The organism is Synechococcus sp. FACHB-909 (genome assembly GCF_014698945.1).
Classification (GTDB): Bacteria; Cyanobacteriota; Cyanobacteriia; order PCC-6307; family Cyanobiaceae; genus Cyanobium.
Genome location: NZ_JACJTY010000015.1, coordinates 1 through 15784, shown reverse-complemented (window position 1 = coordinate 15784; position 15784 = coordinate 1). Strand labels below are relative to the sequence as shown.

General features: G+C 66.7%; 16 protein-coding genes and 1 pseudogene. 10 read left to right on the top strand and 7 right to left on the bottom strand.

Going from position 1 to position 15784, the window contains the following annotated elements; genetic code table 11:
- A partial coding sequence (locus tag H6G99_RS16495; protein WP_502707699.1) for a calcium-binding protein occupies window positions 1-2672 on the bottom strand: 2672 nt, incomplete at its 3' end.
- Between the two features lie 33 nt (window positions 2673-2705).
- Window positions 2706-3203, bottom strand: a complete 498-nt coding sequence (locus H6G99_RS16150; RefSeq protein ID WP_190612607.1) for a hypothetical protein — start codon at window positions 3201-3203, stop codon at window positions 2706-2708.
- Between the two features lie 708 nt (window positions 3204-3911).
- Between H6G99_RS16150 and H6G99_RS16145 the strand changes: the two genes are divergently transcribed.
- Window positions 3912-5636, top strand: coding sequence for a tetratricopeptide repeat protein (locus H6G99_RS16145; protein ID WP_190612605.1), 1725 nt, complete (start codon window positions 3912-3914; stop codon window positions 5634-5636).
- A gap of 4 nt (window positions 5637-5640) precedes the next feature.
- Here H6G99_RS16145 and H6G99_RS16140 read toward each other — a convergent pair whose 3' ends face one another.
- Both H6G99_RS16140 and hisIE read right to left on the bottom strand, forming a co-directional pair.
- Entirely contained in the window at window positions 5641-6006 is a 366-nt protein-coding gene (locus H6G99_RS16140; protein ID WP_190612604.1) for a hypothetical protein, read from the bottom strand.
- A complete protein-coding gene (gene hisIE / locus H6G99_RS16135) occupies window positions 6003-6665 on the bottom strand; it encodes a bifunctional phosphoribosyl-AMP cyclohydrolase/phosphoribosyl-ATP diphosphatase HisIE (protein WP_190612611.1) in 663 nt (220 codons plus the stop codon). Before hisIE ends, H6G99_RS16140 begins: the two co-directional genes overlap by 4 nt.
- A gap of 99 nt (window positions 6666-6764) precedes the next feature.
- Between hisIE and H6G99_RS16130 the strand changes: the two genes are divergently transcribed.
- From H6G99_RS16130 to H6G99_RS16110, 5 genes are read left to right on the top strand one after another with little or no spacing between them, the layout of a single operon-like run.
- The gene (locus H6G99_RS16130; protein ID WP_190612602.1) at window positions 6765-7274 is read left to right on the top strand and encodes a 6-carboxytetrahydropterin synthase; all 510 of its coding nucleotides are present in this window, start codon (window positions 6765-6767) and stop codon (window positions 7272-7274) included.
- A complete protein-coding gene (locus tag H6G99_RS16125) occupies window positions 7271-8239 on the top strand; it encodes a permease (RefSeq protein ID WP_190612601.1) in 969 nt (322 codons plus the stop codon). Before H6G99_RS16130 ends, H6G99_RS16125 begins: the two co-directional genes overlap by 4 nt.
- Window positions 8236-8943, top strand: a complete 708-nt coding sequence (locus tag H6G99_RS16120; protein WP_190612599.1) for a TIGR03943 family putative permease subunit — start codon at window positions 8236-8238, stop codon at window positions 8941-8943. Before H6G99_RS16125 ends, H6G99_RS16120 begins: the two co-directional genes overlap by 4 nt.
- Window positions 8940-10310 carry an Ig-like domain-containing domain gene (locus tag H6G99_RS16115; protein WP_190612598.1) on the top strand — a complete coding sequence of 457 codons (1371 nt, stop codon included), beginning with the start codon at window positions 8940-8942 and terminating at the stop codon, window positions 10308-10310. The genes H6G99_RS16120 and H6G99_RS16115 overlap by 4 nt, the downstream gene beginning before the upstream one ends.
- Window positions 10311-10320: 10 nt before the next feature.
- Window positions 10321-10722 carry a Fur family transcriptional regulator gene (locus H6G99_RS16110; RefSeq protein ID WP_190612596.1) on the top strand — a complete coding sequence of 134 codons (402 nt, stop codon included), beginning with the start codon at window positions 10321-10323 and terminating at the stop codon, window positions 10720-10722.
- Window positions 10723-10732: 10 nt separating this feature from the next.
- Here H6G99_RS16110 and H6G99_RS16105 read toward each other — a convergent pair whose 3' ends face one another.
- On the bottom strand, window positions 10733-11140 hold the full coding sequence (locus H6G99_RS16105; RefSeq protein WP_190612595.1) for a tellurite resistance TerB family protein: 408 nt from the start codon (window positions 11138-11140) through the stop codon (window positions 10733-10735).
- A gap of 94 nt (window positions 11141-11234) precedes the next feature.
- Between H6G99_RS16105 and H6G99_RS16100 the strand changes: the two genes are divergently transcribed.
- The 4 genes from H6G99_RS16100 (at window position 11235) to H6G99_RS16085 (ending at window position 15404) form a co-directional block, all read left to right on the top strand.
- A complete protein-coding gene (locus H6G99_RS16100) occupies window positions 11235-12413 on the top strand; it encodes a CobW family GTP-binding protein (protein WP_286191217.1) in 1179 nt (392 codons plus the stop codon).
- Between the two features lie 85 nt (window positions 12414-12498).
- Window positions 12499-12642 (top strand): hypothetical protein, encoded by a 144-nt coding sequence (locus H6G99_RS16095; protein ID WP_190612594.1) that lies wholly within the window; start codon window positions 12499-12501, stop codon window positions 12640-12642.
- Between the two features lie 99 nt (window positions 12643-12741).
- Window positions 12742-13833 carry an extracellular solute-binding protein gene (locus H6G99_RS16090; protein WP_190612592.1) on the top strand — a complete coding sequence of 364 codons (1092 nt, stop codon included), beginning with the start codon at window positions 12742-12744 and terminating at the stop codon, window positions 13831-13833.
- 62 nt (window positions 13834-13895) lie between these two features.
- Entirely contained in the window at window positions 13896-15404 is a 1509-nt protein-coding gene (locus tag H6G99_RS16085; protein WP_190612608.1) for an ABC transporter permease, read from the top strand.
- Between the two features lie 42 nt (window positions 15405-15446).
- Here the strand turns inward: H6G99_RS16085 and H6G99_RS16080 are convergent, their stop codons facing one another.
- A complete protein-coding gene (locus H6G99_RS16080) occupies window positions 15447-15590 on the bottom strand; it encodes a hypothetical protein (protein WP_190612590.1) in 144 nt (47 codons plus the stop codon).
- A gap of 50 nt (window positions 15591-15640) precedes the next feature.
- Window positions 15641-15784: pseudogene (locus tag H6G99_RS16490) on the bottom strand (Crp/Fnr family transcriptional regulator); the annotation flags it as partial.

The window sequence follows — 15784 nt, the reverse complement described above, 5'->3', positions numbered from 1 at the left end:
CCGCTCGCGTAATCCACGTCACTGATCTCCTTTCGCTCTCCTCCCTGGCCGATCACATACACGTCATCGCCAACACCGCCGTTCAGGCTGTCGTTGCCGCTCCCCGACACCAGCCAGTCCCGGCCCGTGCCGCCATGCAGCACGTCATCGCCCGCTCCGCCTTCGATCCAATCCTGACCATCCGTACCAGACAAGTAGTTGGATTCTGATGATCCTTGAAAAAGGCGATGCCCTGAAGCAAGCCGTTGGAAAACGCTTCCTTTTGCTGCATCGGAAATGAATGAGTCCTGCAATTTGACCAGAATCAGAGATCCAGAATCTCCGATAGCTCGAAAAGATCGAGTCAGCTTATACAGTCCCAGGAAGTCTGATGACTGGAGGAAGCTTGCATCCAGATAGCTGGCGATCCACTGCAGGCTCTGCTGCGATGGCTGCAAATGAATGTCACCATCTGCTGTCACAAGACGTTGCAGGATCGGCTTTGCATCCGTCTGGAGAATCAGCTGATCTTCCAACTGAAGACGGAGATCTTCATAGGCCTGATGAAGCAACCGCACCGCCGGACCAATCGGCCGAGGGTCAGTCCAGCCCTGGCGAAAGGGCTGACCGAGCAGGCGCTCCATGACTGCGAGTCGTCCATCGATCGCATCCCAGCCAGCCTTGAGCTGCTCAGAAGACACCCCCACCCAACGAAAGATCAATGGATCAATCAGTACCTCGCGCTGTAAGGCGTTGCCCTGGATCCAGCTTTCCAGAAGCAATCGCAGCTCTCCGGATTGATCTGCAGCCATGGCTTGATGCAGGTCAGGCACCATACCCATGCCTTTCAGATCTGGAAGTGCAGAAAGGCCTGCATCAATGGAGACAGGGTGAAGCCACCTGGTTCGTGCCTGGTCGACCTGAAACCAGACATCATGCATGGATTGAAGAGTTCCGTCAGAGGCCTGGAATCTACCGATCTGAAGGTGCCGGTTACCCTCAGAGTCGACCATATCTGATGCTGCATAGTCAACACCAAGCCGCAGCAAGCCTGCCTCGCTGAGGCTCACAATCTCGTCTTGATCGGCAACTGCATTGCTATTTCTGTCAATCCATACACTCAGCTTCGACCATACTGGATCTTGTTGATCGATCCAGCGATCTCCATTTCCATCAAGCGCCCTGAGAGCATCAAATCCATTGGCCGCCTTCGTTCCATTCGGCAGAAATGTGTGATTGCCAAATAGCTCACCTCCATGGTCGATGAGACCATTGCTATCAAGATCATGCACAAGCAGTCCGTCCGTCGGGCTGATCCAACCCGTCCGTTCGGCAAATCCATTACCGTCATGATCAAAATGAATCGCAGATCCATGCTCAGATGATGTGATCACTCCATTGCGGTCAAGATCAAGAATAAGGGGACATGAATAGTTTCTTTCCGCCGCTTGAAACTGATTTCTCAATACCCCCAGTCCCCGATCCCAGAGATCGGCAAGGTGCCCAGCCACAAACTCTGCAGCCTCGTCGGAATAGGCACTTCCAAGCATCGAGGCCGACAGCACGATGCCACTTGCAGCCAACCAGCCCAGCGGACCCGCAGCCAGCAAGGGTGCCACTGCCAGTGATGCCAGGCGACCAGCAAGAATCGCCCCGGCATTCTCAAGTGCCCATTGGGTCATCATCCGCTGTGCAGCGTCCGGATCGCCCGCATCCATTGCTGCTTTGGCATCATGGGCCACGGCCGCAAGGCTGACGACGTCCGCAATGTGGCCCAGTTGATCCATGGCCTTGAGCCAACGCGATGGAGTCTGAGGAGTCTGAGGAGACTGATTGAGAAGATCTCGCTTGTAGTGAACAGCCAAGTTGTCCTGGGCTATTCGGATCTCTCTCAGCGCTTCACGATGGGCAGCCACCCTCTCCTGGGGAATGAAGTCCGCCATCGACCGCATCGGAGTATCGGGGGGAGGGGCATTCCCATTGATCGCATTAGAGTCTTCAAAGAAGTTTCGGGCGTCAAGGACGTAATGCTGATTGATCTGCAGAGGGTTTCCAGATTCGTCCACAGATATCTTCAGCCTTGATGTCCTCACTTCGGACGCTGCAATGATTATCTTAAAAGCATCCTCAACGGCCATTCCATGAAATACCTCAATTGGTATTCCATCAATACTTGTCACTCTTGGATTATTCAGAATCAGCGGGAGCTCTGTCTGAAAGAAGACTCGACTTACTGACGCCCCTCCAGTGAAAGTCACCACCTCTCCAACGGCATCTGCGACATACCGGGCAGAAACCCTGTCCCAAACTCCATTATTAACGCGCATACCATCAACAACTTCCCCATCCATAAAGCTTTGCAGCCCAACCTTGTCCTCCCCGAATATCTGTTTCAGTTTGTCGACAAACTTTTTATTGTAGTTACTCGAGTTTCTTGTCATATTCATAAACTTCCCTACCTCAGACTGATCAATGGTGCGGACGTCATTGCCAGATTCGTGCAGTGCCTCCGCCATCGCGCCAGAGTGGACGATCTTCTCACCGACGGAAGAATATCTTCCGGTAACTCCACTATAAAGGACCGTAACAGACCCTTGAACCCGATGATCGACTCTCTCAATTAGCTCTAGAAGCTGTTCCTTAGTTTCAATTGTGTCCAGCAGAAGATTGGCCTGCTCAGCAGTAAGCTTCATGATTCCAAGATGCGGATATACAGTGACTAAGTGCTAGAACTGAATTGTTACAATTGACTCAAGAGGTGGTCGGCTCTCCTCGCCATCAACCCCAAACACGATCAAGGCACTACGGAGAACAGACAAGACTTCATGCATATCCAGGCCTCCAAGATCGCTAGGCTGAATATGAGAGACTTCTTTCCATACGATCTTCGGAGCATTCACCTGCGATCCGATAGAGACGTTTTCAACATTTAGCGAAATGTCCAGCAGCGTATCTCGCATAAACAGCCAGAATCTTCCTTCAGGGATGTATTCCCTGGAAAAGTTTTCAATGATCCCCCCCCACAGGTAGCAATCCAGCTCCCTATCCCTCGTCCAGTAACGGCCATCACCGGGCTTGAACGGCAGGTTGTATCGGGCAATGTCTTCATCCGAGACCACTTCGTTCACGAAGCCCATCTGGGTTGCCTCAAACACTGTGGGACACAACGGTTGGAAGCCATGATCCGCGTTGGTGGAATTGCCATCACGCGACTTCCTGGACATCAGGAGTTGCACGTTGAGAACCTAACGATGGACAGGGGGATCGGCCAGCGATGACGAAACGTCGAACGCGTGCAGGTCCTGTTCCAGGCTTCCCGGCGGCGGTCGCGGGGTCTATGGCTCCACGCGTCAGTGCTTCGGGAGGCCGTCGTGGAAGAAGTCAGAGCGCTTCAACGATGCCTGTCCAGCAAGGGGCGCCATCTACCACACCAGGAGGGTCTTCAGGCGTCAAGGCACAAGGCTGACAATGGGGCAGAAAGTCCTGGATCAGCGCTGCAAGGCCATGTAGGACACGTCCTTGTCTCAGCGCTGCGTCGCGATCCAGACCATTGTCGAGGCTGCGGCCAGTGACTTTCGTACCACCTTTGGTGGCGATACCGGTGCCATGGTGAGCGGCAGGCCCACGAGGGTCTTTGCTGGGCTCTGGGCCCCAGAGCCGCCTAGTCGCTGGTGCGCTTAGAGCCAAAGAGACAAACCTTCACCCGTCTTCAGCGGCCAAAGCCCCGCTGCCTAGCTTGAAATCAAGCCGCCGTGCTTGCCGTGGTGAATCCGTGGTTCAGCCGAAGCCTTCCAGCGGTTGCCCTGCTCCTGGGCCATGCCATCGGGACACCCGTGCCCGCCATAGCCGTCGCCCAGCAGTTTCCCGCTACTGCGGGCGACACCAGGGGCTCCCAGGCAACGCCACGAACGGACAACCAGCTGCCGCCGCAGGTGAGCGGCTGGATCCGCCAGGCCATGGCACTGGAAGACGCGGGAGCCGACGGAGAAGCCCTGAACCTGCAGCAGAAGGTGGTGGACTGGCTGCGGGCGAATCCCCAGCAGGATGATGCCACCACGGCCCGAATCCTCCATGCTTACGGGCGGCTTCTCTGGATCAACAACCGGTTCGTCGAGGCGCTTGGCCCAGTCGAGGAAGCCGTGAAGCTGCGCCGGAGTCTGGAGGGAATCAGCAGCGATGGCGCAGCTGATCTGGCGGCTTCCCTGAGACTGGTAGCCCCTCTCTACGCAGCCACAGGGCGCAGCAAGGAGGTGCTTCCACCCATCCTGGAAGCGGTGGCGATGCATCGCCGGCTGGCCGAACGCGACACCGGCCTGAGGGGTGAGCTTGCCCTTTCCCTGAACGTCCTGGGACTGCTCTACAGCGAGCTTGGCCAGCCATCAGAGGCGCTGCCACCCACCCTCGAGTCGGTAACGATCCGCCGATCACTGGCTATCAGGAATCCAGATGAGATGGCCAACCTGGCCCATGCCCTGAATGATCTGGGAGAACGCTACGGCGACCTCGGCCGACTCGAAGACGCTCTACCGCCATTTCTGGAGGCCATGGACATGCGCCGAAGGTTGGCTTCAGCCAATCCTGCCTCCCTCAGCGATCTGGCCGTCACCCTCGACACCCTTATCGGGGTCTACCACGAACTCGGGCGTCCCTCAGAGGCCCTGCCATTGAGTCTGGAAATGCTCCAGATCGTCCGCCGGCAGGCCAGTAGTGACCCCGGTAGGCAGAACAGCCTGGGAGATGCTCTTGATCAGCTGAGCCACATCTACAGAGATCTGGGACATCCTTCTGATGCACTGCCAGCACAGATCGAAGCGATTTCCATCTACCGCAGACTGTCGGCAGTCAGCTCCGAGCACGTTGAGGGCCTGGCCAGAACCTTGAACAACCAGGGAAACTGCCTGACCGATCTTGGACGGCATGAAGAGGCACTTCCTGCAAGCCTGGAAGCGGTGAAGATCTATCGGGGGCTCGTGGAGCGAGACTCCACATTCCAGGCTGACTTTGCCCGATCTCTCACCAACTTGAGCCTTGGCTTCAGTGCACTGGGACGCAACGCGGAATCTCTATCGCCCAGCCTTGAAGCGGTGTCGCTGTACCGCAGCCTGGCGAGAGGAGAGCCTGCCATTCGGGGGGAGATGGCCGGTGCTTTGGGAAAGCTGGCCGACATCTACAGCAGGATGGATCGCCAAGCCAATGCAATCCCACCCGCCATCGAGGCGGTGGCAATCTACCGCCAACTGGCGAGAGAGACACCCCGGGCAAAGGGAAACCTCGCACTTGCCCTGAACAACCTGGGTGCTTATCACGGCTGGTCAGGACATCCTTCGAAAGCGCTCCCGTTCTTCCTGGAATCGGTGATGGTCTACCGCCAACTGGTGGTGAAGGATTCCGACTACCTGGGAGAATTAGCTCGTTCCCTGCTCAATCAGGGCATCGCTCTCAGTGAGCTCGGACGCCCTTCAGAAGCGCTTCCACCCACCGTCGAAGCCGTGGAGATCTACCGCCAACTTGTACCAAAAGATCCTGCATTCCAGAAAGATCTCGACCGTGCCCTCAACAGCCTGAACCTGATCCGCAGACAGCTGGGGCTCCCTGAAGACGCATTGCCGGGTGCTGAGCCGTCGGTGAGCCGTCGCGGTTCCGCTCCCAGGACCTGACCGCTCACCCATCCAGCTCCAGCCACTTCTTCGCCTCCACCGCCGCCTTCTCCTGCCCCTGCCGGTGCCCGAAGGCAAACGCCGCCACGCAGATCAGCGTGATCGCCGCCGGCACCGTGCCCGACGGCAGCCGGTTGCGGCTGGCCAGGTCGTCCGGCAGGCCCCCCAGGGTCAGCACCAGGAAGCCCACCGCCCCCAGGGCCGTCAGGCCATAGAGAAGCGGTGTGATCGTGCGGCGCGTCAGGGCGTGCAGCAGCAGCACCGCCAGCCCCACCCAGGGCAGGCTCGAGCCCAGGGCCCACAGCCACCGTTCGCCCGATCCATCGGTGAGCCGCCGCCGGCAGGCCAGTTCCCGCTGCAGCCGGCTCATTCGCGCCTGGGCGCCCCGCGCCGCTCGGCCAGCACCTCCTGCACCCGGCGCCAGTCGACACCGCGGTGGGCCAGGGCCACCTGCAGATGAAAAATCAGATCGGCAGCCTCACCGGCGATCGCCTCCGGGTCGTCGTCCTTGCAGGCCATCACGAATTCGGCGCTCTCCTCGCCGATCTTCTTGAGGATGCGGTTGTCGCCCCCCTCCAGCAGCTTGTTGGTGTAGCTGCCCGGCTCCGGGCTATCGCGGCGGCCGTTGATCACCCGCGCCAGTTCGGTGCACACATCCGCCGGCGGCGGCAGGGCGTCGGGTCCGCCGGGGGTGGCCGATTCGCCGTCCTCGTAGAAGCAGCTGCGGGCGCCGGTGTGGCAGGCCACCTGGCCCACCTGCTCGATCGTGAGCAGCAGCACGTCGGCGTCGCAGTCGTAGCGGAGCCCCCTGAGCTTCTGGAAATGGCCGCTGGTGGCCCCCTTGTGCCACAGCTCCTGCCGCGAGCGGCTCCAGTAGTGCACCTCGCCCGTGGCCAGGCTGCGCTCGATCGCCTCCCGGTTCATCCAGGCCACCATCAGCACCGCCCCGTCCAGCCAGTCCTGGGCCACCGCCGGGATCAGCCCCGCCCCATCGAAGCGCAACGTGGCGATCAGCTCCGGGCCCACCAGCTGCCCCCCCCCACCGGGCGACGGCGGATGACAGGATCCAGGGGAAGCGGCGGATGGAGCCCCCAAGGGACGCGACGTCAGCTGCAGTGATCCTCCCCCATGTCCTCCCCCGCGGCCCACACCTGCAGCAAGAGCTACGGCGGCTTCCCCTGCTGCCACCGCCAGTGGCGCCACCCGGGCCACTGCCGTTTCGTGCACGGCTACAGCCGCAGCTTCACCTTCTGGTTCGCCGCCCACCACCTCGACGTCCACGGCTTCGTGGTCGATTTCTCCAGCCTCCAGCCCCTGCGGGCCCGCCTCGAGCAGCAGTTCGACCACACCTTCCTGGTCAACCACGACGACCCCCTGCTGGCCCAGTGGCAGGCCCTGCATGAGCAGGGCGCCCTCGACCTGCGGGTGATGGCCAACGTGGGCATGGAGGCCAGCGCCGAGCTGGCCTGGGGCTGGGCCAACGAGATGCTGCACCAGCGGGATGGCGGCCGCAGCTGCTGCTGGCGCGTCGAGGCTCGCGAGAACGAGGCCAACGCCGCCCGCTTCACCGCCATCCCCGACTGGTTCGAAGCGGGCGCCGCCACCCCCGCAAGCCCGGAGCCCTGGCCGGCGCCGTGATCCTCACCCGTCTGGCCACCGCCTGGGCCCTGTTCCAGGGGCTGCTGATCGAGGCGCTGCCCTTCCTGCTGATCGGCGTGCTGATCTCCGCCGGCGCCCGCTGGTTCGCCCCCGGCGGCCGCTGGCTGCGGCGGCTCCCCTCCCACCCCCTGCTGGGGCCCCTCACCGGCGCCGCCCTCGGGTTCGCCCTGCCGGCCTGCGAATGCGGCAACGTGCCGGTGGCCCGCCGCATGCTCAGCGGCGGCGCGCCCCTCGGCGCCGGCCTCGGCTTCCTGTTCGCCGCCCCCGTGCTCAACCCGATCGTGATCGCCAGCACCTGGGCCGCCTTCCCCGACCAGCCCTGGCTGCTGCTGGCCCGGCCCCTCGGCGCCGTGGTGGTGGCCGTGGCCCTGGCCCTGCTGCTGGGCCTGGTACCCGAAACCCAGCTGCTCCAGGCCGACCTGCTGGCCGAGCGGCGCCTGCACCAGCCCCTGGCGGCGGTGGGGCTGCTGGAGCGCTCCAGCGGCCTGGTGGGCGCCCCGCCACCGTCGGCCCTCAGCGCCGACACCGCCCCAGTCCGGCCGCCCCTGGCCGAGCTGATGAAGCACGCCAGCCAGGAGTTCCTCTACCTGGCCCTGCTGCTGGTGATGGGCAGCGTCATCGCCGCTCTGGTGCAGTCCTTCGTGCCCCGCAGCTGGCTGCTGGCGGTGGGCGGCGCCCCCACCCTCTCGATCCTGGCCCTGATGCTGCTGGCCCTGGTGGTGTCGGTGTGCTCGAGCGTGGATGCGTTCCTGGCCCTCAGCTTCGCCGCCCAGGTCACCCCCGGGGCCCTGCTCGCCTTCCTGCTCCTGGGCCCGGTGATCGACCTCAAGCTGGTGAGCCTGCTCGGGCTGCTGTTCCGCCCCCGCGGCCTGGTGCTCACCACCGCCGGGGCCGCCCTGATGGTGCTCCTGATCGGCCAGTGGGTGAACCTGTGGCGCCTGTGACTCCCCCCCTCCTGCAGCGGGCCGCCCTCTGGCGCGCCGCCAGCCTCGGCCTCTGGGCCCTGGTGATGCTTGTCAGCAGCGTCGACGGCCGCCTCGACCTGCTCCTGCGGGCCGTGTTCCACCCCCTGGTGGCCCTGGCCGGCCTGCTGCTGCTGCTCGTGGCCCTGCTGCAGCTGCGCCTGGCCTTCGGGCCCGGCCGGCAGGAGCGGGGCGACCGGCGCCAGGCCCGCACCCTGCTGCTCACCGCCGCCATCGCCCTGCTGGTGCTGCTGCTGCCGCCGGCCCCCTCCTTCGCCGACCTGGCCGGCCAGCGCCCCCGCGACGAGACCGCCGAAAGCGAGCTCAGCTTCGTGTTGCCGCCCGCCCAGCGCAGCCTCACCGACTGGGTGCGGCTGCTGCGCAGCCAGCCCGACCCCAAATTGTTTGCCGGCGATCCGGTGCGCATCAGCGGCTTCGTGCTGCCGATGGAGGGCGAATCGCCCCAGCTGGCCCGACTGCTGGTGCGCTGCTGCCTGGCCGATGCCTCCCCGGTGGGGCTGCCCGTCCACTGGCCCGCCGGCCAGGCCCCCTTCCCCGCCGACCAGTGGCTGGCCATCGACGGGGTGATGGGCCTCAAACCCGCCCCCGGCGGCGGCGAGCGGCTGGAGGTGGTTCCCAGCCGCATCCGGCCGATCCCCCGGCCCGCCCGGCCCCTGGAACCATGAGCCCGCTCTCCCGCCTCCCCGGTGCCGGCCCCCTGCCGCTCACCCTGGCCCTGGCAGGGCTGCTGGCCCTCGTCCAGCAGCAGCTGCTGCTGAACCACCCGCCCCGGCTCGAGCGGCTGACGCCGGTGGCCGCCAGCTCCGGTCCCGCCGCCCTGCAGGCCCGCTTCAGCCGGCCCATGGACCCGGCCAGCCTCCAGGCCGCCAGCACCCTCAACCCGCCCCTGGCCCACCGCTGGCTCGGCGACGGCGACACCCTGCTGCTGAACCTCTCCCCCGACCAGCGGATCAGCTCCCCCCTGCAGCTGCAGCTGGCCGGCCGCGATCGCCGCGGCCTGGCCCTGGCCCCCCAGCGCTGGCAGTGGGATCCGCGCCCCCGGCTGCTGGCGGTGGTGCCGGCGGGCAGCGGCGAGCAGCTGCAGGTGCGGGAGCACGACGGCCGCTGGCGGCCGATCTCGCCGGTCTGGCCGCGCATCACCATGGTCGAACCGCTCGGCGGTGGCGAGGCCGTGGCCGTGGTGTCGCGCTCCGAAAACGGCCGCTTCCGTGTCTGGCGGCTGCCGCTGCGCCAGCAGCCCCTGCGCCCCCTGGGCCGCGGGCGTCCGGCGTCAGCGTCGCCCGTGCAGGCCGGTGCCCCCGAGGCCATCGGCGCCGGCGAGATGGTCTTCGCCCACATCAGCGGCAACCGCCGCGGCGACCTGCTGGTGCAGGCCGGCGGTGAGCAGCCCGACCAGGTGAGCATCAGCCTCTGGCCCGCCCGGGGCGGCCCCCGGGTGCTGCCGCTGGAGGCCAGCGGCGCCGTGCGGCTGCTGCCCGAGGGGGGCGCCCTGGTGGTGCCCGAGATCGACGGCCTCAGCCTGCGCGACCTGCCCCCCCGGCCGCCCCGCCGCCAGACCCTGCCCGGCAGCCGCGACCTGAGCAGCTTCTGTCCCCGGGCGGGGCGCGCCCTGCTGGTGCGCCACTGGCCCGATTTCCGCCGCTCCCTGGAGCTGGTGGAGCCGGGCGTGGCCCCGCGCCAGCTCTGGCTCGGCCCCCAGGCCCTGGCGGCCACGGCCTGCAGCCGCGGCGGCGAACGGATCTGGGCCCTGCTGATCGAAGGGGTGGGCCGCCCCGTCCTCACCCTGGTGACCCTCGATCGGCGCGGCACCGTGCTGGCCTCGCGGCGCCTGACCGGCTGGGAGCTCGAACCCGGCACCGGCCTCAGCTACGACCCCACCAGCGACCGGCTGGCGCTGGTGCTGCGCCCCCTGGGGGAGCTGCGCGGGGCACCGCCGGCGCCCCCCCGGGCGGTGCTGATCGAGGCCTCCAGCCTTACCCTCCAGCCCCTTCCCCAGGAGGCCCTCCAGGCCATCTGGCTGCCGGCAGGGTAGAAACGGAACCATGCAGGCCCCCACCACCCCCGATCTGCCGCCGCGCCAGGCTTCCCTGCTGGCGGAACTGCGCGATGCCGACGGCGAGCTGAGCGGCCAGGACCTCCATGCCCGCCTGCGGGGCGGCCCCTCCGCCATGGGCCTGGCCACCGTCTACCGCCACCTGCGCCAGCTGCAGCAGCGGGGCCTGGTGCGCTGCCGCCACCTGCCCAGCGGCGAGGCCCTCTACGGCCCGACCGAGCGGGACGAGCACCACCTCACCTGCGTCGACTGCGGCACCACCATGGTGCTGCCCCAGTGCCCGGTGCACGGCCTGCACCTGCCGGGGGAGGACCTGGGCGACTTCCTGCCGATGTACCACACCCTCGAGTTCTTCGGGCTGTGCGGCCGCTGCCGTGGCGCCCGGTCCTGAGGCCGGCCGATCAGGCCCGGAGGCTGTCGCGGTGCAGCACCGCCATCACATCGAGGATCTGGCTGCAGCGCTCCGCCGGCACGCTGATCAGTTCCCCCAGCCGCTGCAGCATCGCCTGCTCCACCGGCTTGAGGCTGCGGTTGGCGTACACCAGCAGGGCCGCCATCGCATAGGCCGTCTCCTGCTGGGGTTCGCTCAGCACCGGCGCGGCCTCCACCAGCAGCTGTTCCCAGCCGCCGTTGCGCAGGCGCCCCAGCAGGCCGTCGAACATCGCCCCCATCACCGCTTCGCCGAGGTTGCCGTAGGGCGAGCGCAGCTCCAGCTGCTGGCGCAGCAGGGCGGCCTCGTCACCGTCGAGGGCGCCATCGCAGGCCACGGCGGCAAGGCCGATGGCGGCGAACGCTTCACTGGAGTTCATGGGCCAGGTACGGAGACCGCCATTCCAGCAGCCGCGGCGGCACTGGTGGGGTGAGCGCGCCGGCAGAATCACCACAGCGGTTCCCCTTCCGGCCATGACCAGCACGAAACTGGACGCCCCGACCCCAGGTGCGGCCACGGAGGCGGCCGCCGAGGCCCGGCCCATCTCCGTGCCGGTGACGATCCTCACGGGCTTCCTCGGAGCGGGAAAGACCACCCTGCTCAACCACATCCTCAGCAACCAGGAGGGGGTCAAGACCGCCGTGCTGGTCAATGAGTTCGGCGAGATCGGCATCGACAACGAACTGATCGTCGCCACCGGCGACGACATGGTGGAGCTGAGCAACGGCTGCATCTGCTGCTCGATCAACGGCGAACTGCTGGAGGCCGTCTACCGGGTGCTGGAGCGCCCCGACCCCGTCGACTACCTGGTGGTCGAGACCACCGGCCTGGCCGATCCGCTGCCCGTGGCCATGACCTTCCTCGGCAGCGACCTGCGCGACCTCACCCGGCTCGATTCGATCATCACCCTGGTGGACGCGGAGAACTTCGGCGCCGAGACGCTGCAGGGGGAGGTGGGCCGCTCCCAGATCGTCTACGGCGACATGATCCTGCTCAACAAGTGCGACCTGGTCAGCGAGGAGCGGCTGGAGCGGCTGGAGGCCGAGCTGCGGGCGATCAAGAGCGAGGCCCGCATCCTGCGCTCGGTGAAGGGCGAGGTGCCCCTGGCCCTGCTGCTGAGCGTGGGCCTGTTCGAGAGCGACAAGGTGGTGGCCCAGCAGCAGGCTCCCGGCGCCGGCGACCACCACGGCCATGACCACGGCACCCATCACGACCACGGCGCCGAGGACCACAGCCACTGCGACCACGACCACGGCCACTGCGAGCACGAAACGGAGGCAGGTCACGATCACGGCCATCACCATGGCCACGACCATGACCATGGCGGTCATGCCGACCACCAGGCCATTGAGGGGTTCACCTCCCTGTCCTTCAGCAGCGACGGCCCCCTCTCCCTGCGCAAGTTCCAGAATTTCCTCGACAACCAGATGCCGGCGGGGGTCTTCCGGGCCAAGGGCATCCTCTGGTTCAACGAAAGCGAGCGCCGCCACGTGTTCCACCTGGCGGGCAAACGCTTCTCCATCGACGACAGCGACTGGCCGGGGGAGCGCAAGAACCAGCTGGTGCTGATCGGCAAGGATCTCGACCACCAGCGCCTGCGCCAGCAGCTCCAGGCCTGCGTGGCCGGCGCGTCCGGCAAGGGCTTCGCCTGATCGGCAAACCGCCGTCCCGTTGTGCTGCATCCACTACGGAACCACCGGCTGGCGCCGCTAGGGTGACGCTCTACGTACTGTTCCCATGACCGAGTTCCTCCTGATGACGGGCGTTCTCGCCCTTCTCGGTCTGGTGCTGTGGATGGCGATGGATTCCGACGACGACAACGGCGGCGGCGGCCTGATGCAGCCCGCCCTCATCCCGGTGCGCCGGTCCAGCTCCTACTGAGCGAAGCGCGCGTAAGCATTGATACCTGGCTTCGCGTCGTTTGTTCCGACCACCCCTTCGGAACCTTCATAGGGTCCGGGCAGACACCCGTTCTTCCCGATGCCCTCGTCCAGGTTCCTCCGTCGTCGCCTGCTGCTGCCTGTCGGCGGATCCGCGGCCCTGGCCGCAGCCCTGCTCGCCATCTTCGGCGGCGGATCTTTGCCGGCCATCGGCCAGTCGCAGCCCCAGGCTCCCGCCGTCGCCCAGGCCGGCACCACCATCGGGGTCTACTCCGGTCGCCACTACAACACCGACAAGGAGCTCTACCGCCAGTTCACCGCCCGCACCGGCATCAAGGTGAACGTGCTGGAAGCCAAGGACGACGCCCTGCTGGAGCGCCTCAAGAGTGAGGGCAAGAACAGCCCCGCCGATGTGCTCGTGCTCGTCGATGCCGCCCGCCTCGACGCCGCCACCGACCAGGGCCTGTTCCGCCCCGTCCGTTCAGCCGCCCTGCAGCGCGACGTGCCCGCCAACCTGCGCGATTCCCAGGGCCGCTGGTATGGCCTCACCCGCCGGGTGCGGGCCGTGGTGGTCAACCCGAAGCTGGTGAATCCCGCCACGATCCGCACCTACGCCGATCTGGCCAAGCCGGCCCTCAAGGGCAAGCTCTGCCTGCGGGAGCGCAAGAGCCCCTACAACCAGTCCCTGGTGGCCAGCCAGATGATCCTGCGGGGTGATGCCGCCACCCGCACCTGGATCCGCGGCATGGTGGCCAACGTCAGCCAGCCCTTCTTCACCTCCGACACCCCCCTGGCCCGGGCCGTCGCCCGGGGCGAGTGCGGTGTGGGCGTGGTGAACACCTACTACATAGCCCGCATGCTCTCCGGGGAGGGCGGCGCCCAGGACAAGCAGCTGGCCGAACGCCTGAGGGTGGTCTACCTTAATCCCTCCCACGTCAACATCACCGGCGCCGGCGTCACCCGCCACGCCAGAAATCCCCAGGCGGCGACCCGGCTGATCGAGTTCCTGGCCTCCCCCACCGGCGGCCGCGGCTACGCCGAAGCCAACAACGAATACCCGCTCAAGGGCTTCGGGGATAACCCGATCCTGAAGCGGTTCGGCAGCTTCCGGGCCGATGGCGTCTCGGTGGAGCAGATCGGATCCAGGAGCCGGGCGGCCACCCGGATGATGGAATCGAACGGCTGGAAATAGGACAGCGGATGGCGACAGCGGCAACGGCGGAGCGGGCACCAGCCCCCCGGACAGCTCCGCCGATGCGGCGGGCTTCCCTCGCGGCGGCCGTCCTGCTGGTCTGCGCCCTGGCGGTGCTGCCGTTCCTGGCCCTGGCCGGCTTCGCCCTTCGCGATGCCGGCTCCGGCGGCCTCTGGCTGGGGGCCGAAGGCCTCGAGCAGCTGAGCAACACCCTGGTGCTGGTGCTGGGCGTCGGACTGATCGCGGCCCTGCTCGGCACCGCCAACGGCTGGCTCACCGCCTGTTGCCGCTTCCCGGGACGCCGCTGGCTGCGGCTGGCCCAGGTGCTGCCCCTGGCGGCTCCGGCCTTCGTGCTCGCCGCCGTACTGGTCGACCTCGGCAGCCGCTGGGGCTTCCGCGTGCACGGCATCGGCTGGGCCGTGCTGCTGCTCAGCCTCACCACCTACAGCTACGTCTTCCTGCTCTCCACGGAGAGTTTCTCGGGCAGTGGGCAGCGCCAGCTGGAGGCCTGCCGCAGCCTGGGGGTGGGCCCCTGGGGCAGCTTCCGGCGGGTCGCCCTGCCCCTGGCGCTGCCCTCCATCGGTGCCGGTGTCGCCCTCGGCGGCATGGAGGTGGTCAATGAACTCGGCGCCGTGGAGCTGCTGGGGGTGCCCACCCTCTCGCGGGGGATCCTGCAGCGCTGGCAGGCGGAGGGCGACCTGCCGGGGGCGGTGGGACTGGCCCTGATCGCCCTGGTGCTGGTCAGCCTGCTGGTGGGGGCCGAACGCTGGATGCGCCAGCGCAGCCGCCGCTGGAACATCGGCCAGGACGGTGCCGGCGCGCTGCAGTGGCCGCTGCAGGGATGGCGCCGCCTGCTGGCCCAGCTGCTCTCCGTGCTGCCGCCCCTGGTGAGCCTGGGGCTTCCCCTCACCTGGCTGGTGGCGAGCCGCGACCACCTGCAGAGCGATCCGCTCGAGGATCTGCTGGCCCTGACGCTGCGAAGCCTGGGGCTGGCCCTCGTCGCCACCGTGGTCACCGTGGCGGCGGCCCTGGTGCTGGCCATCAGCCGCCGCTGGCTGGCCAACCGGCTGCTGGGGCGGCTCACCTTCTTCGCCGGCATGGGCTACGCCGTGCCGGGCACCGTGCTGGCCCTGGCCCTGATGCTGATCGGCGGGCCGCTGCAGCTCAGCCCCCTGCTGCTGCTGCTCTGGGGCTACGCCGACCGCTTCATGGCCGTCTCAAAGCAGGGACTCGACGCCTCGTTCGAGCACATTCCCCCCAGCCTGGACGAATCGGCCACCAGCCTGGGCTGCGGCTGGCTGGCGGTGCTGCGCCGTGTCCACCTGCCGCTGCTGCGCGGTCCGCTGCTGGTGGGGTCGCTGCTCGTCTTCGTCGACGTGGTCAAGGAGCTGCCCCTCACCTTCTCCCTGCGCCCGTTTGACTTCGACACCCTTTCGGTGCGCGTCTATCAGTACGCCAGTGACGAACGGGTGGGGGCGGCCCTGATTCCGGCGCTGCTGATCCTGGTGCTGGGGCTGGCCGCCTCGATCGCCCTGATGCCGAGCCTCGAGCGCCAGGGCCGGGGCGAGTGAAGCGGGCCCCGGCCGGACCGGAGCCCAGGGTTCCGCGCGATCTCAGTCGCGGCCGCAGCAGCACTTGCCGCCTTTCCATTTGGAGCATTTCTTCTGGCGGCAGCCCTTCTTCTTGGCCTGGGGCTGGGGACCGCGGACGCTGATCGGAGCGGGGACGTCGGGAAGGCTGCCGAGGGAGGGGGCCATGGGGGCGAAGGGAAAGGGAGGAGAAAGGAGAAAGCTGAAAGCAGGGGGCGTCAGGCCGCCAGGGGAGCGCCGTCGACCAGGGCCGGTGCCAGGCGCAGGCTGGTCTCGCCGCTGGGGACCTGCATCAGGTCGGCGGCCCGGATGCGGGAGATCAGCCGGGTGGTGGTGACGCGGGTGGTGCCGATCAGCTCCCC

Excerpts from the sequence above, each read along its gene's own strand:
- H6G99_RS16080 (WP_190612590.1), bottom strand. The coding sequence starts at position 15,590 with ATGGCCCCCTCCCTCGGCAGCCTTCCCGACGTCCCCGCTCCGATCAGC.
- H6G99_RS16130 (WP_190612602.1), top strand. The coding sequence starts at position 6,765 with ATGTCCTCCCCCGCGGCCCACACCTGCAGCAAGAGCTACGGCGGCTTC.
- H6G99_RS16115 (WP_190612598.1), top strand. The coding sequence starts at position 8,940 with ATGAGCCCGCTCTCCCGCCTCCCCGGTGCCGGCCCCCTGCCGCTCACC.
- H6G99_RS16095 (WP_190612594.1), top strand. The coding sequence starts at position 12,499 with ATGACCGAGTTCCTCCTGATGACGGGCGTTCTCGCCCTTCTCGGTCTG.
- H6G99_RS16140 (WP_190612604.1), bottom strand. The coding sequence starts at position 6,006 with ATGAGCCGGCTGCAGCGGGAACTGGCCTGCCGGCGGCGGCTCACCGAT.
- H6G99_RS16105 (WP_190612595.1), bottom strand. The coding sequence starts at position 11,140 with ATGAACTCCAGTGAAGCGTTCGCCGCCATCGGCCTTGCCGCCGTGGCC.
- H6G99_RS16085 (WP_190612608.1), top strand. The coding sequence starts at position 13,896 with ATGCGGCGGGCTTCCCTCGCGGCGGCCGTCCTGCTGGTCTGCGCCCTG.
- H6G99_RS16090 (WP_190612592.1), top strand. The coding sequence starts at position 12,742 with ATGCCCTCGTCCAGGTTCCTCCGTCGTCGCCTGCTGCTGCCTGTCGGC.
- H6G99_RS16150 (WP_190612607.1), bottom strand. The coding sequence starts at position 3,203 with ATGTCCAGGAAGTCGCGTGATGGCAATTCCACCAACGCGGATCATGGC.
- H6G99_RS16110 (WP_190612596.1), top strand. The coding sequence starts at position 10,321 with ATGCAGGCCCCCACCACCCCCGATCTGCCGCCGCGCCAGGCTTCCCTG.
- H6G99_RS16100 (WP_286191217.1), top strand. The coding sequence starts at position 11,235 with ATGACCAGCACGAAACTGGACGCCCCGACCCCAGGTGCGGCCACGGAG.